This window comes from Melioribacter sulfuriphilus (assembly GCF_051488685.1).
Lineage (GTDB): Bacteria > Bacteroidota > Ignavibacteria > Ignavibacteriales > Melioribacteraceae > Melioribacter.
Genome location: NZ_JBPSEH010000007.1, coordinates 180,940 through 205,771 on the forward strand (window position 1 = coordinate 180,940; position 24,832 = coordinate 205,771).

Annotated in this window: 24 protein-coding genes and 1 tRNA gene; 16 read left to right on the top strand and 9 right to left on the bottom strand. The window is 36.9% G+C overall.

The window, feature by feature from the left end; translation table 11 throughout:
• The first annotated feature begins 3 nt into the window (after nucleotides 1-3).
• The 4 genes from ACSSV9_RS10900 to ACSSV9_RS10915 all read left to right on the top strand — a co-directional run bounded on the left by ACSSV9_RS10900 (nucleotide 4) and on the right by ACSSV9_RS10915 (nucleotide 3,029).
• Nucleotides 4-195 carry a BF3379 family histone-like protein gene (locus ACSSV9_RS10900; protein ID WP_437347286.1) on the top strand — a complete coding sequence of 64 codons (192 nt, stop codon included), beginning with the start codon at nucleotides 4-6 and terminating at the stop codon, nucleotides 193-195.
• Between the two features lie 126 nt (nucleotides 196-321).
• On the top strand, nucleotides 322-1,491 hold the full coding sequence (locus ACSSV9_RS10905) for an MFS transporter (RefSeq protein WP_437347287.1): 1,170 nt from the start codon (nucleotides 322-324) through the stop codon (nucleotides 1,489-1,491).
• Between the two features lie 2 nt (nucleotides 1,492-1,493).
• Complete coding sequence (gene dusB / locus ACSSV9_RS10910) at nucleotides 1,494-2,489, top strand: tRNA dihydrouridine synthase DusB (RefSeq protein ID WP_437347288.1); 996 nt, start codon at nucleotides 1,494-1,496, stop codon at nucleotides 2,487-2,489.
• 18 nt (nucleotides 2,490-2,507) lie between these two features.
• Nucleotides 2,508-3,029: an adenine phosphoribosyltransferase gene (locus ACSSV9_RS10915; RefSeq protein ID WP_437347289.1), complete on the top strand. Its 522-nt coding sequence runs from the start codon at nucleotides 2,508-2,510 to the stop codon at nucleotides 3,027-3,029.
• On the opposite strand, the gene rsmI is transcribed toward ACSSV9_RS10915, so the two are convergent.
• The gene (gene rsmI, locus ACSSV9_RS10920; protein ID WP_437347290.1) at nucleotides 3,014-3,724 is read right to left on the bottom strand and encodes a 16S rRNA (cytidine(1402)-2'-O)-methyltransferase; all 711 of its coding nucleotides are present in this window, start codon (nucleotides 3,722-3,724) and stop codon (nucleotides 3,014-3,016) included. The genes ACSSV9_RS10915 and rsmI overlap by 16 nt on opposite strands.
• Before the next feature lie 218 nt (nucleotides 3,725-3,942).
• Between rsmI and ACSSV9_RS10925 the strand changes: the two genes are divergently transcribed.
• Nucleotides 3,943-4,380 carry a hypothetical protein gene (locus tag ACSSV9_RS10925; protein WP_437347291.1) on the top strand — a complete coding sequence of 146 codons (438 nt, stop codon included), beginning with the start codon at nucleotides 3,943-3,945 and terminating at the stop codon, nucleotides 4,378-4,380.
• Nucleotides 4,381-4,462: 82 nt separating this feature from the next.
• On the opposite strand, the gene lat is transcribed toward ACSSV9_RS10925, so the two are convergent.
• Nucleotides 4,463-5,770, bottom strand: coding sequence for an L-lysine 6-transaminase (lat, locus tag ACSSV9_RS10930; RefSeq protein WP_437347292.1), 1,308 nt, complete (start codon nucleotides 5,768-5,770; stop codon nucleotides 4,463-4,465).
• A gap of 493 nt (nucleotides 5,771-6,263) precedes the next feature.
• Between lat and amaB the strand changes: the two genes are divergently transcribed.
• Nucleotides 6,264-7,793, top strand: coding sequence for an L-piperidine-6-carboxylate dehydrogenase (gene amaB / locus ACSSV9_RS10935; protein WP_437347293.1), 1,530 nt, complete (start codon nucleotides 6,264-6,266; stop codon nucleotides 7,791-7,793).
• A gap of 40 nt (nucleotides 7,794-7,833) precedes the next feature.
• Here amaB and ACSSV9_RS10940 read toward each other — a convergent pair whose 3' ends face one another.
• Both ACSSV9_RS10940 and ACSSV9_RS10945 read right to left on the bottom strand, forming a co-directional pair.
• Nucleotides 7,834-9,750, bottom strand: coding sequence for a ComEA family DNA-binding protein (locus tag ACSSV9_RS10940; protein WP_437347294.1), 1,917 nt, complete (start codon nucleotides 9,748-9,750; stop codon nucleotides 7,834-7,836).
• Nucleotides 9,751-9,763: 13 nt separating this feature from the next.
• Nucleotides 9,764-10,567 (bottom strand): hypothetical protein, encoded by an 804-nt coding sequence (locus ACSSV9_RS10945; RefSeq protein ID WP_437347295.1) that lies wholly within the window; start codon nucleotides 10,565-10,567, stop codon nucleotides 9,764-9,766.
• A gap of 66 nt (nucleotides 10,568-10,633) precedes the next feature.
• Between ACSSV9_RS10945 and porD the strand changes: the two genes are divergently transcribed.
• Complete coding sequence (porD, locus tag ACSSV9_RS10950; protein ID WP_437347296.1) at nucleotides 10,634-11,530, top strand: type IX secretion system protein PorD; 897 nt, start codon at nucleotides 10,634-10,636, stop codon at nucleotides 11,528-11,530.
• A 6-nt stretch (nucleotides 11,531-11,536) separates the two neighbouring features.
• On the opposite strand, the gene ACSSV9_RS10955 is transcribed toward porD, so the two are convergent.
• Nucleotides 11,537-12,658, bottom strand: a complete 1,122-nt coding sequence (locus ACSSV9_RS10955; RefSeq protein WP_437347297.1) for a hypothetical protein — start codon at nucleotides 12,656-12,658, stop codon at nucleotides 11,537-11,539.
• A gap of 19 nt (nucleotides 12,659-12,677) precedes the next feature.
• Nucleotides 12,678-13,817 (bottom strand): aminotransferase class I/II-fold pyridoxal phosphate-dependent enzyme, encoded by a 1,140-nt coding sequence (locus ACSSV9_RS10960; RefSeq protein WP_437347356.1) that lies wholly within the window; start codon nucleotides 13,815-13,817, stop codon nucleotides 12,678-12,680.
• A 152-nt stretch (nucleotides 13,818-13,969) separates the two neighbouring features.
• Between ACSSV9_RS10960 and ACSSV9_RS10965 the strand changes: the two genes are divergently transcribed.
• Nucleotides 13,970-14,962, top strand: coding sequence for an NAD-dependent epimerase/dehydratase family protein (locus ACSSV9_RS10965; RefSeq protein WP_437347298.1), 993 nt, complete (start codon nucleotides 13,970-13,972; stop codon nucleotides 14,960-14,962).
• Here ACSSV9_RS10965 and ACSSV9_RS10970 read toward each other — a convergent pair.
• Both ACSSV9_RS10970 and ACSSV9_RS10975 read right to left on the bottom strand, forming a co-directional pair.
• A complete protein-coding gene (locus ACSSV9_RS10970) occupies nucleotides 14,893-15,357 on the bottom strand; it encodes a GIY-YIG nuclease family protein (RefSeq protein WP_437347299.1) in 465 nt (154 codons plus the stop codon). The genes ACSSV9_RS10965 and ACSSV9_RS10970 overlap by 70 nt on opposite strands.
• Nucleotides 15,341-15,745, bottom strand: coding sequence for a c-type cytochrome (locus ACSSV9_RS10975; RefSeq protein WP_437347300.1), 405 nt, complete (start codon nucleotides 15,743-15,745; stop codon nucleotides 15,341-15,343). Before ACSSV9_RS10975 ends, ACSSV9_RS10970 begins: the two co-directional genes overlap by 17 nt.
• A gap of 112 nt (nucleotides 15,746-15,857) precedes the next feature.
• Here ACSSV9_RS10975 and ACSSV9_RS10980 point away from each other — a divergent pair.
• Nucleotides 15,858-15,930: transfer RNA gene (locus ACSSV9_RS10980), tRNA-Ala, on the top strand.
• Nucleotides 15,931-17,101: 1,171 nt separating this feature from the next.
• On the opposite strand, the gene ACSSV9_RS10985 is transcribed toward ACSSV9_RS10980, so the two are convergent.
• Nucleotides 17,102-17,653, bottom strand: a complete 552-nt coding sequence (locus ACSSV9_RS10985; RefSeq protein ID WP_437347301.1) for a helix-turn-helix domain-containing protein — start codon at nucleotides 17,651-17,653, stop codon at nucleotides 17,102-17,104.
• Between the two features lie 418 nt (nucleotides 17,654-18,071).
• Here ACSSV9_RS10985 and ACSSV9_RS10990 point away from each other — a divergent pair, with 418 nt between their 5' ends.
• The 7 genes from ACSSV9_RS10990 (at nucleotide 18,072) to fusA (ending at nucleotide 24,804) form a co-directional block, all read left to right on the top strand.
• Nucleotides 18,072-19,424 carry an MATE family efflux transporter gene (locus ACSSV9_RS10990; protein ID WP_437347302.1) on the top strand — a complete coding sequence of 451 codons (1,353 nt, stop codon included), beginning with the start codon at nucleotides 18,072-18,074 and terminating at the stop codon, nucleotides 19,422-19,424.
• A gap of 750 nt (nucleotides 19,425-20,174) precedes the next feature.
• Nucleotides 20,175-20,609 carry a zinc ribbon domain-containing protein gene (locus tag ACSSV9_RS10995; protein WP_437347303.1) on the top strand — a complete coding sequence of 145 codons (435 nt, stop codon included), beginning with the start codon at nucleotides 20,175-20,177 and terminating at the stop codon, nucleotides 20,607-20,609.
• A gap of 142 nt (nucleotides 20,610-20,751) precedes the next feature.
• Nucleotides 20,752-21,144, top strand: a complete 393-nt coding sequence (locus ACSSV9_RS11000; RefSeq protein ID WP_437347304.1) for a hypothetical protein — start codon at nucleotides 20,752-20,754, stop codon at nucleotides 21,142-21,144.
• A 9-nt stretch (nucleotides 21,145-21,153) separates the two neighbouring features.
• A complete protein-coding gene (locus ACSSV9_RS11005) occupies nucleotides 21,154-21,735 on the top strand; it encodes a Maf family protein (protein ID WP_437347305.1) in 582 nt (193 codons plus the stop codon).
• Nucleotides 21,736-21,860: 125 nt separating this feature from the next.
• Complete coding sequence (locus tag ACSSV9_RS11010) at nucleotides 21,861-22,283, top strand: YtxH domain-containing protein (protein WP_437347306.1); 423 nt, start codon at nucleotides 21,861-21,863, stop codon at nucleotides 22,281-22,283.
• 9 nt (nucleotides 22,284-22,292) lie between these two features.
• A complete protein-coding gene (locus tag ACSSV9_RS11015) occupies nucleotides 22,293-22,670 on the top strand; it encodes a hypothetical protein (protein ID WP_437347307.1) in 378 nt (125 codons plus the stop codon).
• A gap of 37 nt (nucleotides 22,671-22,707) precedes the next feature.
• Nucleotides 22,708-24,804, top strand: a complete 2,097-nt coding sequence (fusA, locus tag ACSSV9_RS11020) for an elongation factor G (RefSeq protein ID WP_437347308.1) — start codon at nucleotides 22,708-22,710, stop codon at nucleotides 24,802-24,804.
• Nucleotides 24,805-24,832: the final 28 nt, after the last annotated feature.

The window sequence follows — 24,832 nt, forward strand, 5'->3', positions numbered from 1 at the left end:
AGTATGCAAAAATACCAACAACTGGTAGAATTCGTTAAAAGTTTGGAAGCCGATGTAGTCAAATTTTACGAAAAAGGGCAGGCTGCAGCAGGAACTCGTTTGAGAAAAGGCTTGAGCGAACTGAAGAAAATGGCTCAAGAGATCCGTAATGAAGTTCAGGAAGTAAAAGCTCAGAGAAAAGCTCCTAAAGAATAATACCACATGGGGAGACCCGAGAAAAATATTTTCGGGTCACCCTTCTTTTCGCATAATACACCCCGCATCTTATTTTTGTTAAAAATTCCTATCTTTGAATTTAATTTCTCAAGAATTTTCTGATATATGAAAAATAGAACTGCTCTTGTAATCGTATTTTTTACAATTTTTATCGATTTAATGGGTTTTGGAATTCTGATCCCATTGTTGCCCACTTTTGCCAGCAAGCAACTTGGTATATCCGATTTCGGTATTGGTATAATTGTAGCAGTTTTTTCCTTGATGCAATTTTTATTTAATCCTCTATTGGGTAAGCTTTCTGACAAAATTGGAAGAAAGCCGCTGATAACAACCACACTTTTAATGACAGCTGTTTCGTATATAATTTTCAGTTTTGCCAATTCATTCATAATTCTATTGGTTTCTCGTATGCTGGCTGGTATTGGCGGCAGCAATATCGCTGTAGCACAAGCTTACATTGCCGATGTGACTTCGAAAGAAGATCGAGCAAAAGGAATGGCATTGATCGGCGTTGCATTTGGCCTCGGCTTTGTTTTTGGACCATTAATTGGGGCTTTGCTTGCGAAATTTGGATATGATATTGCTGGTTTTGGAAGTGCTACATTTTCATTCATAGCTTTTCTTTTTGCGATCTTTTTCCTGCCCGAATCGAATCTTAAAAAATCGAATGATGTCAGGATCTCCTTAAAATTAGTTGATATAAAATTCATCACTAAGGTATTGAAAATTCAGCGCGTGGGTTTATTAATAATTCTCTTTTTTATAATAATTTTTTCAATTGCAAATCTCTACGGCACCTTTGCTCTATTGGGGTATAAACACTTCAATTTTACCGACCAGCAGAATGGATTTCTGTACGGAATAATGGGCGCTGTTAGCGTTCTGGTGCAGGGATTTTTTGTAAAATCGGCAGGAGGAAAAATTAACGAAAGAAAATTAGTTCTGTGGGGAACAACATTGATGATGTTTGGTCTGGGTGCAATTCCATACGGTTATAATTTTTTTGGGGTGGCAATTGTTGTTACCATTCTTTCGATTGGGACTGGCATTTTACAGCCTACAATACTAAGTTTAGTTTCAAAATTATCGTCGGAAAACGAGCAGGGTGCAATTCTCGGAATTAATCAATCACTGGCATCGCTCGCTCGCGTTTTAGGTCCGCTCTGGGGTGGATTTTCATTTAATTATCTCGGCTATTATACACCGTTTTTGACAGGTGCATTCTTTACTTTTGTTACTCTCGTTTTGACACATTACTATTTAAGGACCGATTGAATATGTTAGAAGTAGGAAATATCAAATTAAATAGAGCTTTGCTATTGGCGCCAATGGAAGACGTTACAGATATTGCATTCCGTAAATTATGCAAAGAATTAGGAGCGGATATAGTTTATACAGAATTTATTAATTCAGATGGATTGGTGCGCTCTAATAAAAAAACTTACCGGAAAATGGAAATTACAGATCAAGAACGTCCTGTTGGAATTCAAATTTACGGAGGAAATCTCGAGCCGATGGTCGAATCAGCGAAAATAGTAGAAGACTTAAATCCCGATATTATCGACATTAATGCTGGTTGCTGGGTGAAAAAAGTTGCAAATAGAGGCGCAGGAGCTGGCCTATTAAAAGATCCTGAGTATATGGAAACGATGGTGAGAGAAATTGTAAAAAGTGTAAAATTGCCCGTTACAGTAAAAACCCGTATTGGATGGGATGAAAATTCAATTAATATACAGGAAATTGCCAAAAGGATTGAAGCTGCTGGTGCTGCTGCATTAACTATCCATTGCCGAACTAAAAATCAGGGACACAGCGGAGAACCAGATTGGTCATGGATTGAAAAGGTTAAAGAAGTTGTTAGTATCCCAGTTATTTTGAACGGCGGTATTTTTTCTGCTGACGACGTTAAGCGTGCCTTTGATACTACGCCGGCAGATGGCGTGATGATTGCACGGGGCGCCATTGAACGTCCATGGATTTTCTTGGAAGCAAAAGAACTTCTTTATTATGGTGAAATTAAATTCAAAGATACTCCCGAGAAAAGATTCGAAATTGCTCTCCGTCATCTTAAATATTCAATTGAATTAAAAAACGACGAAAAAAACGCAATCATTCCCTTCCGAAAGTTTTGGTCGGGATATCTGAAAGGGCTAAAAAATTCTTCGAGAGTTAAACAGGAAATAATGAGATTTACAGAATACGCTCCAATTGAGAATTTGCTGATGAATTATTTAGAAGAACTAAATAAATTCGAAAGTCAGCTTTCCAATTAATAAATTAAGGACAAAGAAATGGACTTAAAAAATTACATCCGCACAGTGCCGGATTTTCCGAAAAAAGGTATTATGTTCAGGGACGTGACAACTCTTCTAAAAGAGAGCAAGGCTTTGAATTATGCAGTTGATAAGTTGTATGAATTAAGTAAGGACAAAGCGATTACAAAGGTTGTTGGAATTGAATCGCGTGGTTTTATTTTAGGAGCGGCTCTGGCTTTGAAATTAAAAGCAGGATTTGTACCTGTGCGTAAACCCGGAAAATTGCCCGCTGATAAATTGACAGAAACTTATGAACTGGAATACGGTTCCGATACAATTGAAATTCACAAAGACTCAATCGAAAAAGGCGACATTGTATTGATGCACGACGATTTGCTGGCTACGGGTGGTACTATGGAAGCTGCATGTAAATTGGTCGAAAAACTTGGCGGTAAAATTGTGCAGATCTCTTTTTTAATCGAATTATCGTTTTTGAATGGACGGAATAAATTATCCAATTACGAAATTCATTCTCTTATCAATTACGATTCAGAATAATTTTCTTCAATCCATTCCAAAGGAGAAATGATTACTACAAACTCCCCTTTAATATTTCTTGAGGGGAGTTGTTTTAGTAACTCCGAGGGTTTACCTCGCCATACGTCTTCGAATTTTTTTGTTAATTCTCTGCAAACCACTATTGTTCTCTCTGGCATATATTCCAAAAGTTCTTTGAGTAATTTTTCTATTCTATAAGTTGATTCGTAAAGGACGATAGTTCGGTTTTCGTGTGATAGTTGTTCAAGTTTTTTTTGTCGTCCTTTCTTTTGCGGCAGAAAACCCTCAAAAAGAAACGAACTTGATGGAAGCCCACTAATGCTTAATGCAGCAATCAAGGCGCTGGGACCTGGAATCGGAACCACAACTATGTTTTCTCTTACAGCTTTATTAATTAATTGACTTCCAGGATCGGAAATCAGTGGTGTACCAGCGTCAGAGATCAGTGCACATGCATTTCCACTTTTAATTTCTTCAATTATTTCTTCCGATACTTTTGTTTCATTACGTGCGTTTAAGACTTTCAACCGTTTATTTATGCCGTAATGCGACAATAAGATACCGGAAACTCGGGTGTCCTCACAAACGATAAATTCAACGTTTTTCAAGACTTCAACGGCTCTAAATGTTATATCCTGTAAATTTCCGATAGGTGTGGCTACAACGTATAACTTGCCTGAACTTTTTCCATCCATAAGATTACCATTTTTTCGAGCAAATGTAATAAAATCCTTTAAATGTTTAGTCCGAACTGGAGATAAAATTAATTATCGTATCGAATGAAAATTAATTTAAAGAAAAATTTATCCCTCTAATTTCAATACAAACATACTAAACAAAAAGAGGGCAGCGATCGATAATAGGGCAGAAGTAAGGATACTTTCTTAACAATAAAAATCATAGGAAGGATACTATGAAAAAGCTCATCGCTCTGTTTTTGCTGCCGTTCTTAATTGCCTGCAATGCCGAAAAGATTGTCGAGCCCGTCGATTCAGACGTATTCAGTGGACAATATCAATCGGTACCATACAACTCATCCTCTGAAGAGCCGGTTGTTATTCTTCTTTATACACAAGAAGGAAACAAAGTTTATGGCACTGGCAGCTGGAATGCAATTACATTTAATTTTGAAGGTACTTCTATAAACAAACATACCATTTTTACATTTCAGCTAAATGATACAAATATGGGTGACCTCAACGGCGATATCGATGCCTGGCTTGGCGAGGACTTAAGTATGGCAGGCGGTTATAAGCTCTGGAATTCGAGCACTTTACTCAACGGTCCCATCCGCTTTAAACTCGTAAAAAATATGAGTAAAAAGCACGATCAGGGAATGGGCAGCTATTAAATGAAACTGACTAAAAAGTAATCAATCCACTCCTAAATCAAGGATGATGGTAATGTCGATCTACTTTTTAGTCAGTCTTTTTTTAGAAAGATTTTAGTACCTCTTCGATTATTTCAATTCCTTTGTCCACGTCATTTTTATTTACAATAAGCGGCGGTCTAAAACGTACTGTACTTACGCCGCAGCCAAGCATGAGCATTCTTTTTTCGAATAGTTTTGCCAGAAATTTTTTACGAACTTCTGGATTTGGTAAATCGAATGAACACATCAATCCCAATCCACGAGCTTGCGATACTAATTTCGGGAATTTTTTTTCTATTTGTATTAATTGCTCGAGCAGGTATTTACCTGTAGCTTCAGCATTCTGAAGAAGATTTTCTTGAGAGATTATTTCAAGATATTTTCGTGAACGCACCATGTCAACTAAATTTCCACCCCAGGTTGAATTAATGCGGCTCGATTTTCTAAATACATTATCTTCCACTTCGTCGATTCGATTGGTCGACATAAATCCGCAGATCTGCACTTTTTTACCGAAAGCAATCATATCGGGTTGAACATAATGTTCATGCGCCCACATTTTTCCGGTTATACCAATTCCTGTTTGGACTTCATCAAATATTAGCATAATTTCATTTTCGAGTGTTATATCACGTAGTTTTTCGAAAAATTCTTTTCTGAAAAAATTGTCGCCACCTTCGCCCTGAATCGGTTCTATGATAAGCGCTGCAATATCATCTGGATTGTTTTTAATTGCATTGTAAATTTGATCGATGGCTTCCGATTCTGCTTTAACTATTTTATCGAGATTTTCCTGAAGCGGAAAAATTATTTTCGGATTCGATATCCTGGGCCAGTTGAACTTTGGAAAATATGCCGTTTTGTTTGGGTCGGTGTTTGTAAGCGACATTGTATAGCCCGTCCTACCATGGAAAGCACTTTTGAAATGAATAACCTGAGTGCCTTTTTCTTCTTTATATCCTTTCTGGAAATTTTTTTTAACTTTCCAGTCGAAAGCAGCTTTCAAAGCGTTTTCAACGGCGAGCGCTCCACCATCAATAAAAAATAGATGCTTGAAATCCGCTGGCATTGCATACTTTGAAAAAGCTTCTACAAATTTAGCCATTTCGAGTGTGTAAATATCTGAGTTCGACGGTTTGGACAAAGCGGCTCTTTGCAATTCTTCAAGAAACTCTGATTCGAATAATTTCGGATGATTCATGCCCACAGGTGATGAAGCAAAGAAAGAATAAAAATCGAGAAACTTGTTTCCATTTCTCGCATCAACGAGATAAATTCCTTTGCTTTCAGAAAGATCGAGCAAAATATCAAATCCGTCGATTAACATATATCGACGTAAAAAGTCGAGTGCGTTTTCTTTTGTAATCATTTGTTTCTCCCTGTTTTAATAATATAATAGAGCGAGAAGGGAGAAAAAATTTAGAAGACGTCTTCGAAGCGGGATGCCATATAATTTCGGAGTGTGTTTCGACCGGTTAATTTTTTGAAGTTTTTCATCTTATATCGATGTTGACAAACAAATATATCAAATGGAAAAATATTCATCAAGAACTATTAATAAGAAGATTTCAGGTTTACTGATAATATTCAATTTACTAAATTGGATAACAAATTTAAGGGATGAACGAAGTCCCTTTTAATTAATCGAAAGAGTAATCAATTTTTACATAAATCGTTTTTGTATCAAGGATTATTGAGGGGGAGCATATCACTAAATGCTTTTTAATCGGTAATTATTAAGACAATTTGGAACATCAAACTAAAGAGTCCGATACAGAATTAATATCTCGTGGAAAAAATTTTTTTCGGATAAGTTTTATAAATGCACTTAAAAATCCCTAAGAAAAAGCGGGAGGAGAAAAATGGAATTCTTAAATCAACTGTTAATAACTGAAAAGAACAACGGCGCATCGACGGGCACCGATTGGGTCAAGACAAAAGGAGAAGCATTTGACGTAGTTTCACCTGTAGATGGAAAAGTAATTTCAAAAGTGATTCAAGCTGACGAGGAAGATTACGAGCGTGTTGTCGAAAAAGCCGAGCAAGCGTTCAAGTACTGGCGTACTGTGCCAGCTCCCAAAAGAGGCGAAATTGTCAGGCAAATCGGTCTTGAACTAAGAAAATATAAAGAACCTCTTGGTAAGCTGGTTTCTTATGAAATGGGAAAGTCGCTGCAGGAAGGAATGGGCGAAGTGCAGGAGATGATTGATATATGCGATTTTGCTGTAGGTCTATCGAGACAACTTTACGGATTAACAATCGCTTCCGAAAGAGAAAAACATCGAATGTATGAACAGTATCATCCGCTCGGTATCGTTGGCATCATAACAGCTTTTAATTTCCCTGTAGCCGTTTGGGCATGGAATGCTATGATTGCAACTGTTTGTGGCGATGTCAATTTATGGAAACCTTCATCGAAAACGCCATTATCAGCAATAGCCGTACAAAATATTTTGGCTGGTGTAATAAAATCGAATAACCTGCCAGAAGGACTCTTTAATTTGATAATTGGTAAAGGTTCGACTATCGGCAACAAATTATTGAACGACAAAAGGATACCACTCATTTCATTGACCGGCTCAATTGCTGTAGGTAAACGAGCAGCAGGCATTATTGCAGGTAGATTTGGTAGGTCGATATTAGAACTGGGTGGCAACAATGCAATTATTATTACTCCAGAAGCCGACCTCAATCTGGCGATTCCAGCTGTTGTATTCGGAGCCGTCGGCACAGCTGGACAGAGATGCACTACAACTCGCCGTTTAATTGTTCACGAAGATATTTATGACAGAGTGAAAGATTCTTTAATTAAAGCTTACAAAAGTTTGAAAATAGGTAATCCTCTCGACGAGAAAAATCATGTGGGACCTCTTATCGATAAAGCTGCAGTAGAAGATTTCAAAAATGCACTTAAACAGGTTGTGGAGGAAGGCGGAAAAATTCTATACGGCGGCGAAGTCCTTTCCGGAAAGGGCTACGAATCGGGATGTTATGTTGTGCCTGCAATTGTAGAAGCCGAAAATCACTATAGAATTGTGCAAGAGGAAACTTTTGCTCCGATACTATACATGATTAAATATTCCGGCGAAGTTCAAAATGCGATAGATATTCAAAACGATGTTGTACAGGGACTTTCATCTTCAATTTTTACTAACAATTTGAGAGAAGCCGAAGAATTTCTTTCAGCCTGGGGAAGCGACTGCGGAATTGCAAATGTAAATATTGGAACTTCTGGTGCTGAAATTGGAGGTGCCTTCGGAGGCGAAAAGCATACTGGAGGAGGACGTGAATCGGGTTCTGACGCATGGAAATTCTATATGCGCAGACAAACAAATACTATCAATTTCGGTACAAAACTTCCTCTTGCACAGGGCATTAAATTCGAAATTTGATTTCCACTGCCCCGATGCCACTTCAACGTCTGGGCACTTTTTATTTGAGGGCATAATCAAATTGAAATGAAATCCGATTGTCCGTGTGACCTTCAATTTCCGTATAGCCACTGCCTAATTGTCTTTCAAAAGGTTTGTACAATTCGGAATACTTGAGCGAAAAACTAAATCCATTAAGAGTATACTTTAGTAATAAATACCATTTAATCCCTTCTCCATAAAATAAGCCGTTTGTCATTAGACCATCCAGGTCGTTTTCATATGCATAAATGCGGGAATCGTACGAAGCACTATCGAAAAATAAGATTCTGGCGTATACCGTGATATTGTTTAGAGGTTTTAACTGTAAATCCTGATAAACTAAGTAACCGTTTTCCTTTATCGCCGATGATTTAATACGTACGAGTTCAAAACGGGTTTTCGTTCGTATCCTGTCTTTGAAATAATTAATCAATTCGATCCTGTAACGAATTCTTGAATTTAAAACCAATCGAGGATATAACTCTTCGTTTGAAGGCATTTCAGCCCGTTCATTTTTATATAATAGATTTATTTTACTTGTGTTACTTAATTTGTTTTGATATACGAACAGAAAATCCTTCCCCTTTGCAGGGAAATTTCCCTTAACAAAGGGAAAGTAATAGATGTCATAATAGAAAGAAAAATTGCCCATACGGGATTTAAAGTCAATTGAAGTGTAGAACCCTTTCTCGTTGGTGGAATTTGAACGCTCGCCAAAAGAATTACCCATGACAGAATAAAAATAGGGCGAATAATCTCTGTATGAAAGACTTAATTTTAGGTTATCGAGCGGCGTCAATAAGACAGACGTTATCGAGGAGAGATGATTTTTATAAAGTGCAGATTCACCAGAAATTGTGAATAAGGGATTGCCATAACTAAAATTTATCGTATGATTTTGCAAGCGTGACGAACCGACTGAATTGATTGCCCTGTTATATTTATAAGAAACAGTCGTTAATCCTAAAGTCAAACTCTGAGATGGCTTGAGTTTAATTACTGCACCGTAAGCATATTCTTTAGTATTCGAATGCGAGTTTAGTTCATTCAACGAACGGTGATAGCCGTCGTATTTAAATGAATTTATGTTTCCTGTTGTATCGAGAGATGCATCAATTCTCTTTAAAGAAACAAATGGTAAGAATTCAATGATTCCTGCAGAGAGACTTGTCGATATTCCAGAGAAGTAACCGAATTCTCCCGAACTTTTATAAGGGCGACTCCCGCTTCTAAAATTGGAAATCGGAACGGTAACTTCGTTTCCTTTGCGATAATTATATGGCGACCATAAAATTAATCCGTATCCCGATTCAACTGTATAATTGCCAACAATAATCTTTTTCAGAAAAGTCTTTGTCCTTAATTCGATAAAACCGGAAGTAAAATCGGTATAACTTTTTTCGCCCGGGTCCTTGTCTGTAACAAATCCTGCATTGATATATTTTCCATAATAAAGTAAGCGGTTATAAGATTTCAGTCTATTGCCAGCAAATTTGTTTTCAATGTAAGCTTGTCGAATCTGGAGGTCGCTCTGTATCCTTGAACGAAGGGCAATTTTTGAAAAGGAAAAGATACTTTCTGATTTAGCTGAACTCGATATTTTAATAAAATATGAAATCCATCTCGCAGTTAAATCATTCAATTCTGGTACAAGATAAAGTTCGTTTTTATTCTTAAAACTTCCGTGCGATTGTCTGTATTGGATAATAGCAGAGGCTTTGCGCCTGTCGAGCGCTGGTATTCTGAGAAGGTCATCTAAAGAGGCGGTATTAATATCTATCGGGTTGTCGAGCAACTCTTCGATATCGTCAAAGATTTCAGATTCTTCCAATTCGCCTAAGTTATCTTCAATTAATTGAGAAAGTAGCTCTTCGAATGTAGTATCGGTTTGTGCCTTCAAAATAAACGCATTGAACAAAACAAATATGATTATCAAAAAGTATCTCATATTAATACGGTCTAATTATTATTTCGAATTGATGTGAGAGCCCGAGTTCAAAATGCGAGTTTATACTGTAACCGAATTCGAACGATTTGTAATTGATTCCGACTCCACCGCTATAAGTTTCGGGGAAGTCTGACATGCCAGCCCGCAAATTAAGGTACTCAACTATACTGAACTCAATGCCGTATTGTAAAGCAATTTTATATCCTAATTCTTTCCTTGCGCTGGCATAAAGATTAATTTCGTCAATAATTTTATAATAAATGCCCGCATTAAAAATTGTTGGGAATTGATTTTCGAAATTGTCAATTGAGGTTCTGGTTATATTTTTAACAAATATTCCCGTGCTTATTTTTTCGTTTAATTTAACAGTCAATCCGGCATCTGCAAAAAAGAAATTGCGTGTGCCGTAATTTTCGATAAAAAGATTTTGCATCGAAAAATTTATACCGGCGGAAAAACTTTCATAAAAGTTAAATGCAATTCCAGCTTGAATCTGTTTGACACTGTAGAGTTCAAACCCATATTTCATAAAGCCGAGTGAAAATGAAGCAATTGAAGTAGGTTGAATAAAAGCTGCATAAAATGTTGACAGTTCTTTCATTTCAAAAGGGGATGGGGAATAGAAAAAACCGATTTGAGCTGACTTGCACGATGCAGCCGATGCAGGATTATAAAAGATTGCAAATGGGTCGTTGCAACTTATGATATCGGAAGAGTTGAGGGCTGTTCGGCGAGCGCCTGCATCGGATTGACCGAAACAATTAACGACAATCAGGAGTTGAAGGATTAAACTGATTTTCTTCATCGTTCATCCATGATTGTATAAAATTGTTTAATTATTTATTTTGCCATTAAATTTGCAGGAAGATAAATGAAAAAACTAATTTTTATAATTGTCTCACTCTTCTTATTATCAACAATAAGAGCGCAAGAATTAGATGCTACAGTATCGGTTAATTATGAACAGCTGCCCGTTGCTGCAAAGGAAAGGTTAATTAATTTTCAAAGTCAGATAGAAACTTACTTAAACAATACCAAATTTACCACTGAAAATTGGGGCGATTATAAAATTCGATGTGGATTCAATATCTTTTTCCTTAAAGCTGCCGACGACGAAACTACATATAAAGCTCAGGTCGTTGTTACCAGTCAAAGACCAATAGAAAATTCGGAAAGAAATTCTTTGATGTTAAATATATTCGATAATGCCTGGAGTTTTACCTACGAAAAAAATCAAGCTCTCTATTTTAATCAATCCGACTTCGATCCTTTAGTCAGTTTTCTCGATTTCTATGCTTATGTAATAATCGGTTTTGACAGCGATTCGTATGGCAAGTTGACAGGAACTCCCTATTTTTCAAAAGCCCTCGATATTGCAATAAGAGGCATAAACACTGCGTATATGGAAGGCTGGGAATCGAAGAGCACTCTCTACAGTCGCAGAGGTCTGGTCGAAAATTTAATGAATGCCAAATATCAGCAGTTTAGAATGGATTTTTATGATTACCATTATAATGGATTGGATTTGCTTAGCTCAGAGCCAGAAGCAGCTTACAAAAATATTGTTAAATTGATAATAAATCTAGACAAAGTGAAGGATCAGTTAGACCCACGAAGCCCACTGCTTAAAGTATTTTTCGATGCCAAAGCTGGTGAAATTGCTGAACTGTTGAAAAATTACCCAGACAATAAACCACTCTTCGAAGCTTTGAAAAAGATCGATCCACCTCACATCTCAAAATACGACGAAGCGATGAAAGTTGATTAATCCTGACTAAATTGGCATTTCGTAAATACGGTATTTCTTATAAAGTTCTCCGTTCATAACGTGAGCACCACGGTTCATCATATCATTATCTTCAAGAATCCAGCTGGCTTCGCCGAGGTAAATTCCAAGTTCTGCAGCGCGGTTTACAATTTCCCAGTAGAAAACTGAGTCTAAACCCCTTTTTTGATGTTCAGGTATTATTCCAAGTGTTATGATTCTACACCAGTTAATTTTTTTCCTCTGTGTAAAAAGCTTGATAAAATTGAAGGGCAATAATCTCCCGTTCATATCTTTGATTATTTGATTGTAATCGAGCATAACCAGAGCAAAACCCACAAGTTTATCGTCGATTTCACCAAATAACACCAATGAAGGTTCAACCAGAGGCTTCAAATCTTTAGCCATTGCATCTATCTCTTTTTCGGTCATAGGAACGAATCCCCAATTCGGAGCCCACGCTTTGTTATAAACGTATTTGACTTTGTCGAGTTCTGTTTTGAAGTTCTTCATATTCAACTGAGTGATTTTAATTTTCGAGCGAGTGCGTGCAATCTCTGCAACCCTTCTCAATTTATCGGACGAAACAACCTTATCATGTTCCAGTTTGTATGCATAAAGGTCCTTAACTTTTTTGAAGCCGTAATTGTCGCAAAGCGTCAAATAATAGCGCGGGTTGTAAGTCATTAAAATTCTTGGAGTATCTTCAAAACCGTCTATTAACATTCCCCATTCATCGTTTGAAGAAGGATTGGCTGGCCCTCTCATTGTGTCGAAACCTCTAACTTTGAGCCATTCTTTAGCGGCGTCAAAAAGTTTATTGGCAACAGCCTGGTCGTTAATCGATTCGAAAAAGCCCCAAAAACCAACTTTATCGTTGTGATATTGGTTATGTAATTGGTTGCTGATTGCGGCTATCCTTCCGAGAATTTTACCATCCCTTTCGGCTAAAAATAGTTCAATGTCGGCATGTTCGAAGAATGGGTTCTTTTTCTTATCCAGGATTTTCTTTTTGTCATAAATTAATGGTGGCACCCAGTAAGGATCACCTTTATAAATTTCCCACGGGAATTTTATAAATCTCATTAAATCCTTTTTAGATTTAACTGTTTTTATAGTTATATCCGACATCGAAGATACTCCATTAAAATTATGAAATTAATCCCAGTTCTTTACCCACTTTTTTAAATGTATCTATAATAAAGTCGAGGTGTTCATCTTCGTGAGTCGACATATAGCTTGTGCGCATCATTTGTCTACCTTGCGGAACACCTGGTGAAATAAAGACATTAACAAAAACGCCTTCGTCAAATAAACGTCGCCACATTTTGAATGCCAGGCCATCATCGCCTACGATAACAGGTACAATTGCAGTTCTACCTTCTAATACATTGAATCCAGCTGCAGCTAATTCAGTGCGTACTTTATTGGCATTATTAATTAGCTTTTGTACGCGCCATGGTTCTGCCTCGAGAATATCAAGAGCTGCAAGCGCTGCAGCAACCGAAGCTGGAGTGGGCGATGCACTAAATATAAGTGCAGAAGAATGGTGCTTAAGATAATTAATCACTCGTTCTTTGCCGGCAACAAAGCCACCGAGCGATGCGAATGTTTTGCTGAAAGTACCCATTGTAAGGTCAACTTCTTCTTCAAGGTTGAATTCGCTGGCGGTTCCTCTTCCACCTTTTCCAATAACGCCAACGGCATGTGCATCGTCAATTAAAATGCGAGCGTTATATTTCCTGGCAAGGTCAACTAAAGTTGGTAGGTCGACAATTTCACCGCCCGTACTAAAAACGCCGTCGCTTACAATTAATTTGCCTGCTTCGATAGGTACTTTTTTAAGAACGCGTTCCAGGTCGTTCATATCGTTGTGTTTATAACGTACTAATTCGGCTGTAGCACCACGTGCCATTATCTGGCCGGCAACTATGCACGCGTGATTGTCTTTGTCGGAAATTACATATTCACCGCGCTGCACCAAAGTTGCTATTACTCCTTGTGCAGTTTGATATCCCGTACTGTACAAAAGTACAGCTTCTGTTCCAAAAAACTTTGCTAATCTTTCTTCCAGTTCTATGTGTAGATCGAGCGTGCCTGTCAAATATCTCGAACCTGAACATCCCGTGCCATATTTCTCAATTGCCTTAATTGCAGCTTCTTTTACTTTCGGATGAGCTGTTAAACCTAAATAGTTGTTGGAACCTGCCATTACAATTTTTCTGCCTTCAATTTGAACTACAGGTCCTTCATTTTCTTCGATTGGTCTGAAGTATGGATAAACACCCATTGCTTTAATATCGTCTGCTCGGGTGAAATCGAAACATTTTTTGAATAGATCTACCAAAATACCTCCGTATTTTATTAGTTATTTATATCTTCTTATATTTATAAATAATTTTTTTGAATTAACTAAAACAATATAAAGAATTATTCAACACTATGGAATCGAAAATTATCTCTGTGGTTACGGGTGCTTCCGGATTTGTCGGGAGCCATTTAGTTGATTACTTACTGACTAAAGGTCACAAGGTCAAATGTATTATAAGAAAAACAAGCTCAAGACGTTGGCTCGAAAATAAACCAGTAGAAATTTTTTCAACAGGATTATTTGATAAAGAAGGACTTGAAGAAGTTTTAAAAGACGCCGATTACCTATTCCATATTGCCGGCGTTGTTAAGTCGAAAACAAAAGAAGGATATTTCAAAGGTAACGTTGAGACCACAAAAAATTTACTCGATGTTCTCTTGAAAGTAAATCCTTCGATTAAAAGGGTGGTTATTTCAAGCAGTCAAACAGCCTGTGGCCCATCTCTCGATGGCAAACCAGTTGATGAAGAAACACCTGAACATCCCATTACCACATATGGTAGAAGCAAACTTGAACAGGAAAAAGTTGCCAAAAGTTATATGGGCAAACTTCCGATAACAATTGTGAGATTGCCTGCAGTCTATGGAGAGAGGGATACGGAAATTTATCAAGTATTTAAAACATACAAAATGGGATTGATGACTTTAGTGGGATTCGACAACAAAAAGTTGAACCTTATTCATGTGGCAGACGCTGTAGAAGGGATTTATCTGGCGGCAGTAAGCGAAAAATCAAAAGGGCAAACTTATTTTATTGCATCCGAAAAAATTTACGATTGGAATGAAGTAAGCGAAGCAATAAAAAAAGCATTTGGAAGAGGTGCTTTGAAAATTAAGATACCTCACTTTCTGGTATACACTGTGGCAGCAATTGCAGAATTTTTTTCATTCTTCAGCAAGAAGGCTGCAACGTTCAATATCGAAAAAGCAAAGGACTTTGTTCAACCTGCATGGACGTGCAGTGCCTCGAAAGCCGTAAAGGAATTGGATTTCCATCAAAAAGTTTCTTTGGAAGAAGGTATGAAACGGACTATTGAATGGTACCGCGAAATGAATTGGTTATAGTCAATCGGCAATTTAGAATAAAGTAAGTGCGATTCGCATATTCGACAGTCTGAATTACCAAAACCCGGTGCTATCGATTTCAATCCGAAATATTCCTCTAATTCAGAAACCAATTTACATTCGAAGTCCTTACCTCGATTGTTGAAATAAAAAATTTTATTTATATCAAAACGGCAGGTAATATAATCGATGTGCCAATAGATGGTTTTATTTTTACTAAGATGCCTTTGTAGACGCTTGCGCATATTTTTCTGTGCACTGCCTGCGTAATAATAATAACCATCGGGAAAAATTTGGCTGTTGAATTTTTTTATGTCTATGATAAATTGATTAGGAATAAAAATTTCCAGTAAATAAATGCCTGAATTAGTAACTGCGTCAGTTATTTTTAGCACCTTCTTTCACCCATGTCCTTATTGCGCGTATCTGATTATCTGTCAAAGGCCAGTAGCCTAAGGGGGGCATGGGATTTACCGTGCGACCTTCAACTGCAAGCACAAGTCTACTATTATCTGGATAACCTTGGGCTACAATTAAATAATTTGCGGTTGTATTTTGATGCGATGTCAGGCTCAATCCACCGGCCATATCGGCGTCGTTGTGGCATCCTGAATAGTTACATTTGGCATCAAATACAGGTTGTATATGTTCGGCATAGCTAATATTTGATAATGGTATTGGGCGGGAATCGAGTTCGCTTTGATTGATCGTATCGTCGCAATTGAAAAAAATTGTGGAGCCAAAAATCAAAATAAAGATTAAAGAAATTAATTTGCTTTTCATATTCACTGGTTTTTTATTTATAAAAATATTTTTATAAAAAGAATTAAACAAATCCATAAACCAACACTTTGTAGAAAAAGGAAAAGATTTATATCTTTGCGTATTGAAATATGGGGCTGTAGCTCAGTTGGGAGAGCGTCTGAATGGCATTCAGAAGGTCAGGGGTTCGAATCCCCTCAGCTCCACAAAGAAGCACTAACTCCACTTCTAAATTATTCCAAAGATATTTTTTAATTTCAACTTTGTAAAAGATTTCTTCCGTTTTTAACATTAAGACAATCAGAACGGTCAAGCCTAATTTTATAAATCTATGTTTAACATGCCTCAAAATTTTAATTGCATTTATAAACAAAGGAGAACCTACCACTTCCAAATTCACTCCTAATTTATATTGACATACTTTTAAATAAAGTCAAAAGGTCGATATAAAATAGCTTGAAGCAATAAAAAGAGGCATAAAAATGTCATTTTAAAAAGTGCGAAAACGAGCCAAAAACGAGGTTCGATTTGTGAACCTCGTGTCTTTTTTAGTTAAAAGACACACAAATCACACAAAAGTTGCGAAAATAGCTCAAAATCGAAACTTGAACCTCCCAGGGTTTTTAAAGAAAAAGAGGTTCACGTAAATTTTTTTGGTGGAGTTGAAAAAAAATATTTGATTTTAATAAAAAATCGCAATATTTTGCCATCAAATTTGACAGTATGAATCGAACCGTAATGGAATTGAGAGCAAAGAACTAAAGAAACTTATTCAGTTAATTTTTGTTTGTATGAATCGAACTCCCGCCTACGGCGGGACAGGCTCCATGGAATTGTTGAGCGAAGCGAAATCCCGCTAACAATTAAATGTGATAAAATAGGCGGGAAGATGATGCGTGGCATAAGGTTTAGTGAAGAATAAATTTGTATGAATCAAGCTCCCGCCTTCGGCGGGATGGAATTGTTGAGCGAAGCGAAATCCCGCTAACAATTAAATGTGATAAAATAAGCGGGAAGATGATGCGTAGCGAAAGGTTTAGTGAAGAATAAATTTGTATGAATCGAACTCCCGCCTACGGCGGGACAGGCTCCATGGAATTGTTGAGCGAAGCGAAATCCCGCTAACAATTAAATGTGATAAAATAGGCGGGAAGATGGTGCGTGGCATAAGGTTTAGTGAAGAATAAATTTGTATGAATCGAACTCCCGCCTTCGGCGGGACAGGCTCCATGGAATTGTTGAGCGAAGCGAAATCCCGCTAACAATTAAATGTGATAAAATAGGCGGGAAGATGATGCGTGGCATAAGGTTTAGTGAAGTATAAATTTGTATGAATCGAATCGACGCCTATGGCGGGGAAATTGGATTTAAATTCATCTATCTATTTTGATTTCTTAGCAGATCATTGATTTTTTCCGATATCCCTTCAAGTGCTTTTGTAAATTCTTTAATTCGGGTTTCGAGTTTTTGTATTCTGTAAGATTCATTCGATTCTCTGCCGCCAAGCAGCCAGTTTAAGTCGCAACCGAGCTTCAGAAATTTCATCAATATTCTGGAGCCAGGTTCTCTTTTACCGCTTATATACTGCTGTAATTGCTGCGGAGAAATTTCCATTGCTGCGGCGAGTTTTTTCAACGTTCCAAATTTTCTTCGTGCAAACAAACGTATCCTTTCCCCAATGAATTGATGCTGCTCGTCTTCGTCGAACAAATCAAGTGTATCATCTTCGGTCTCGTCGAAAAATCTTAATTCATATTGATAATTATTAAGAACATCTTTGATTTGAGTATATAACTCGTCGTCAAGTGCAGATGAATCGTGAAGTATATAGTTGAGTGTATTGGTTCGAAGACCTAATTGACTCGCCAGGTTATTAATGCTAATTCCCAGCGTCTTCATCAGATTTAATATTTCTTCTCTTCTGTCCATTCATATGGATCGTTTTGTCTGCAAAATAGTAAAATTTTCAACAATAGTTAATATTTAAATTGCAAGGGGGAACATACTAAATTTGTCACTATCTTGAGATTAATCAAATTTATGAGTCGATATTAATCTTACTCCCATGTTATTTAATCGAATATTAGATTCTTTTGCCTTTGTAGGGTAATGTAATTATATCTACTTTTTTTAAAACGGGTGGAATTAGAAGCTCCAAGAGATGATATTTTTGCGAGATAGTAGAATATTAAAGAGAACCCAGAACGAGATATTATTATATGTTTTCTTTCAGATACTTATTGTGTACAGATCCAGTTAATTAGTCCGGTTATTTTTACGTTCCGTGTCGAAGGAATAATAAATAAAATATTTTTAATGTTATTCTTATTTCGATATTTTAGAAATCATGAAATTACTTTCTTTTACAGAAGACGATAAATATATACTCAAGATAGCCCTTCCGGCGATTGCTGGGCTTTCTACTCAGATGCTTGTTTCGATGGTCGACACAGCTATGGTAGGGCGACTCCCTAACGCCAAATATTATCTGGCAGCTATGGGTATTGGAGTTTTTGCAACGTGGGCTGTAGTCAGTTTCTTCTCGAGTCTTGCCACAGGAACACACGTGATGATTGCCAGGCGATACGGCGAAAAAAATTATGAGGGTTGCGGAAAAGTTCTAAATACTTCGCTTGTGCTCTCTACGATGATTGGTATTTTTATCAGTTCACTCGTAATAATATTTGCAGACACAATTGCAAATTTTTTGGCTGTGGACAACAAAGTGGCTTTTTATGCCGGGGAATATCTTCATTATCGATTTATGGGGATTCCATTTTTCCTGATTACTATTTCTTATAGAGGGTTTTATTTCGGAATAGGCAAAACGAAAATATTTATGTATTCGGGGATTATAGCCAATTTTTTGAATATTATCTTCAACTATATTTTTATATATGGTATGTTTGGAATTAAGGGAATGGGACTGGCTGGCGCAGGGCTTGGCTCAACATTAGCAACCGTGTGCGACGCCTTATTTTATTTTGGCGTTTCAATTTTACCTTCATACAGAAGGTCGTATAAATATTTTAGAAATCTCAGTTTTGTACCACAAATAGCAAAATCGATTATAAAAATTTCGTTGCCTGTTTCTATTCAAAACGTTTTTATACTCGTCGGTTTCTTAAGCTTTATATCGATTACTGGGTTAATTGGTACACTGGAACAGGCTGCAAGCAATGTTGTATTTACGGCACTTCTAATTTCGTTAATGCCGTGTTTTGGATTTGGGATAGCAGTGCAAACTTTGGTAGGGAATAATCTCGGGCGGGGTGATATAGAACGCTCTCGCCATTATGGTTTCGAGACCAGTAAGCTTGCTGCTATTTATACTTTAATTGTGGGTATAATATTTATAACATTTCCAAGAGCAGTTCTAATTCTAACAACAAATGACAGCCATGTAATTGAAACCGCAATACCAGCGCTTCGAATTGCTGGATTCGGTCAGATTTTTTATTCTTTTGGTGTTGTACTTGCAAATGGATTGCAAGCATCAGGTAAAACATTTTTTGTTATGGTTGCTGAGGTAATTTCAAACTGGTTGGTCTTTGTGCCCATTGCATATCTACTTGGAGTTGTATTTAAATTGGGTTTGATAGGTGCGTGGCTTGCTCTACCTTTCTATGTTATCCTGTATGCGGGAATAATTTACATTAAATTTAAGTACGGTAACTGGCAGACTTATAAAAAAGTATGATTGAATATCCAGCTGTGCAATAAAAAAATATCTTTGCCGCTGCTTATTAATACATTATATGTCGGCTACTCTTTTATGATTATTAACACTGATATTTATTTTACTGCTGATTCTTCTGAGGTTAATTAGTTTAGGCTCCATAAAGCTATCAATTTTTTGGGTTCCCCCTTAACAAAATCACCCATAAGATGTTCTTCTTATATGAGAAGCTTTTTTCTGTAATATTAGGTATTACGTGGCAGTTAAATTTTTTTAATAAATCAAGCTATGCTATTGACATAAATAAAATAAATTGATAAACTTTTCGTGGAAAAAAAACTTTATCAATTACCTTTGATAAGGTAATCTATCTGGAGGGTTATATAGTAATTAATTCTTCATATCTGACTATTTCACAAATAAAAAGATTATGCCTGAACTGTGAGAGCACATAAATATTACAATGTGTATGAAGATTCATTTGCAATGTTCTGCGTGAAAATGGTGTGAATATGAGGATTTTACAAGGTTTACTAAATCATAGTTCTGTTAGAACTAAGTTTTTTTAAACTGACACATGAATTTAAGTAGCATTAACAAACAAGTTTTTTAAAAGCTGCAATTTGTGCGTTTCGCTGCATCTAATTAACGATTGTAAAGGGAGTAAATTACAATGGAATCCATAATAATTTTTTTCTTCAATGAATAGTTATTGGGTCATTTTGTTCTTTTATTGCAAAAGGAAAAAAACGTGATTCTTTTGCTTGGTTTGTGTCGGGTTTCGTTTTCAGTTTGATAGCTCTGCTATCTTTAATTGCAGTACCACCACTTAGCAAAGCATGTAGTACCCAAAAATCGGATAGGACTAAATCACACTATGAAATTTCTTTCCATACTAAGAAGTGTCCTGATTGTGTAGAGATAATCAAACTTGAAGCAAAAGTATGCCCCTTTTGTAGACATCGATTTTCTGAGGATGAAATAAATTCTCAACTCGCAATCATTGAAAGAGAATCTCATAGTCAAGAGGAAACAACTAAAAAAATTGGTAAGGCAATTTTAAACGAGAAAGATATTGAATCCTTAAGGAATAAATTTTCCAATTATTCGACAGATAAACTGAAAAAGATGAAAAGACGAGGCAGTGACTCCTGGCGAGCAGAAGCTTTGCAAGCTATCGATGAAATACTTAAAGATCGTGGTTAACTTTCGTAGTTTTTTATATTCATTAAAAGATCAATTATAATGATTGAAGAATAGTTCAAAGCATTAAAAGGTTCTTTCAAGAATCAATTAAAAATAAATACTTGACAATCTTAATCTCTTCCGATATATTTGACAAGAAAATATGAAGACAAAATTTACCATATTGACCCTATTGCTTTCCGCAACCCTGCTCTATGCCCCGACTACCATCCTTGAATTTAAAGCAGAAAGTCAGGATAATAACGTTCTAATTACATGGAAAACTTCAAGCGAAGTCAACCTTAGCCATTTCGAAATCGAACGTAGAACGGTAAGTGGTCAGTTTATGTTCCTTGCCAGAGTTGAACCAGAACCCGACAAGAGTTATGAATATATCGACCAGACCGCATTTAAATCGACTGACGCCGTTTATGCTTATCGTCTGAAAATTGTCGACAAAGATGGTCAAATGGCTTACAGCGCTCCATATAATGTAGTTCATAGAGTATCGAGTGTTAAACGTACGTGGGGCAGTATTAAAGCATTGTTCCGATAAAAGTCCACTATGATTCCTAAAAGTATTCCTATTTACCTTGCCTCAAAATCACCGCGAAGGCGGAAAATTCTTAAGCTTCTTAATATTAATTTCAAGTCGTTCTCAGTCGATGTTAAAGAAAATGTTAAAGACGGTGAACATCCAGTTCAAACGGTAAAAAGATTGGCTCTGGATAAATTCAGAGCTGCCTCAAAAAAAGTAAATGAGGGAATTGTAATTACTGCAGATACAATTGTGGTATTGAATAAAGAGATTCTCGGTAAACCCAGCACAAAGAAGGAAGCATTTGAAACACTTTCGAAATTGAGCGGGAAGACGCACACGGTTTATACAGGTTTTGTCGTGGCGAATTTGTCAAATGGACGTATAATTGTTGATTACGAAAAGACCAGAGTTACGTTTCGAAAATTAAAGCGTAAAGAGATCATTAATTATATTGAAAGTGGTAGCCCTATGGATAAAGCTGGGGCTTATGGCATACAGGACGATTACGGCGCCCTCTTTATTTCTAAAATAAACGGCTGTTATTATAATGTAGTTGGATTACCAATTGCAAAAGTTTATCGGGCAATTCTTGATATTGCTAAATGATGCTTTCATAGAGCTTTACAATTACTATTTTTTTTGATTATTGATCCCTATTCTCATTCAAACCTTGATTTTAGAGAAGTCTGTTATTATTTTACAACACTTAAAAACAGACACAGGAGGATTATATGCATAACGACGAATCAAGAAGTTTTGGAAAAGGAGTTTTGATCGGTCTTTTGGCTGGAGCAGCCATCGGTTCATTGTTGGGATTGTTGTTTGCACCTAAAAGTGGGAAAGAATTAAGAGAAGATATTCGCCTTAAGTCAAAAGATTTGATGGACGACGCAGAATCGTATCTGGCTGTTGCAAAAGATAAGGCAAATCAGTTGATAAATGAAGGTAAGAAAAAGTCCGAAAAATTGGTGGCCGAAGCAAAACAAAAAGTAGACGCGCTTTTAGACGAGGCCGAAAAAGTTTTGACAGACGCTAAAGCCAAAGCCTCCGAAGTTGTTCATAGTGGCATTGAAAAAGTGGAACAAGAAAGCGATAAATTAAAAGCTGCCGTTAAAGCAGGTGTAGATGCTTATCGTTCAGAAAAGAAATCTTAATAGCTAATCATGACTTTAATCGATATTTTATTGAGTGTTTTAATATTAGCGGCAATATCTTTGTGCGTTTTTTTGATTATCTATCTGAGGATAATTACAGAAAATCTCAAAGCCCTTCGTAAAGATATTGAGATGCTGATTGATAAGACTATTCCAGCTGTCGACAATCTAAACGATACCGTCGATAGAGCTAAAAAAATTATCACAGATGTTGAAGACTACTGGATGGAAATTGATTCGTCAATTCAGAGGATCAAGGAAAAAGTAAGTTTATTTAAAACGACAAAAATTCTGAAAGAAGAAGAGAAAGCCGCTAATTTCATATCGAATTTAAGAGCCGTTGTGAAAGGTCTTCGGGCTTTTTGGTCTACACTTACACGAAAATAAATTTCTCGATTGATAAATATTATAAGGAGACTTCATCTTGAAAGAGTATAATCCAGATGCAATCCGAAACATAACACTAATTGGACACGGCGGAAGCGGTAAAACTTCCATCTCCGAATTACTCCTTTTTACATCCGGCGCTATTAATAGAATTGGTAAAATTGAAGAAGGTAATACTGTATCTGACTTTAACCAGAATGAAATTGAAAAACAAATTTCTATCTATGCTACACCACTCCATATTGAGTGGAACAATAAAAAAATTAATTTGATCGATACTCCCGGATTTCCCGATTTTATCGGTCAGGTAATTTCTAGTCTTTATGTTTCCGACGTTGCCGTATCGGTAATTAAAAGTGCCGAAGGCATTGAAGTCGGTACCGAATTGACATGGGAGTACGCAAGAAAATATAATATTCCATCAGCAATAATTGTTAACAAAGTTGATAATGAACACTCCAGGTTCTTTGAAACAATTGAAGTTGCAAAGAAAAGACTTTCGCCAGATGTAAGTGTGGTTGCTTTTCCAGCAAGCGAAGGTCTAAATTTCAATACTGTTGTCGATTTAATTAAAATGAAGCTTGTCATCTACGGCGATGCAGGTTCGAAAAAGGTTACTCTGGAAGATATTCCTGGAAATCTAAAAGAACAGGCAGAAAAACTGAGAGAAGAATTAATCGAAAAAGTTGCAGAATCCGACGAAGATTTGATGAATAAGTTTTTTGAGGAAGGTACATTATCCGAAGAAGATCTTGTAGTTGGAATTAAAAAAGCAATTATAAATGGAACTCTGATTCCCGCCTTCCCTATGGCTGCTACAAAAGGGGTAGGCGCAAATACATTCCTCGATTTTGTTGAAAAGTATTTTCCGTCACCGGCCGATAGAAAACCATTCCAGGCTAAAATGAAAGAGAGCGGTGCCCCGGTTGAAATTAAATGCGACCCGCAAGGCGAAACAGTATTGTTTATCTTTAAATCTCTTTCCGAACAACACGTGGGCGAGCTTTCAATTTTCAAAGTTTATTCAGGTACTGTTACACAAGGTATGGATCTTGTTAATACGCATAAAGAGAAAACAGAAAGAATCGGGCAGCTCTTTATTTTGAACGGTCACAACAGAACTGAAGTAAGTAGCCTTAAAGCTGGTGATATCGGGGCTGTCGTTAAACTGAAAGACAGTCATACAGGTGACACTCTTTGTTCGAAGAATTTCACGGTTGTTCTGCCGGAAATCGAATATCCGGAGCCGGTAATAAGAATGGCGGTTCAACCGAAAGCTAAAGGCGATGAAGATAAAATTTCTGCTGCTTTGCATACGGCACACGAAGAAGAACCGACTTTGATTTCGAAATACGACCCTGAAATTTCGCAGACAATTATTGCCGGACAGGGCGAGCTTCAATTAAATCTTGCTGTAAAATTGTTGAAAGATAGGTATGGTGTTGACGTCGACCTCGTAGAACCGAGAATTCCTTACCGTGAAACAATAAAAGGTGTTTGCAACGACGCTGAATATAAACACAAAAAGCAATCGGGTGGAAGGGGTCAGTATGGTCACGTACACCTTAAACTTGAACCTCTGCCACGAGGAGCGGGATTCGAATTTGTTGACGCTATCGTAGGTGGTGTGGTCCCGGGTAGATTTGTGCCAGCGGTCGAAAAAGGCTTGAAAGAAATTATGTCGAAAGGAATTCTGACAGGAAGCCAGGTGGTTGATGTTAAAGTTACTTTGTTCGACGGCACATATCACACTGTAGACTCCGACGAAGTTTCGTTTAAGATTGCAGCTTCTCAGGCCTTCAAAAAAGGATTTATGGAAGCCAAACCCGTTATTCTCGAACCAATTTATGATGTGGAAGTTAAAATTCCCGAAGAATATATGGGCGACGTTATGGGCGATATCTCGAGCCGACGAGGTAAAATACTTGGAATGGAATCAGAATCTCCATTCCAGATTATAAAAGCAAAAGTTCCACTTGCTGAACTGCATAAATATTCAACCCAATTGCGCAGTCTTACTTCCGGCAGGGGTATGTTCAAGATGAGCTTCTCTCACTACGAAGAAGTGCCAAAAGAAGTGGAAGCTAAGATTATAGAAGAATATCAAAAACATAAAGAAGAAGCGGCTGAATAATAAATCAAAGGTGTTCTCAATTTCACGA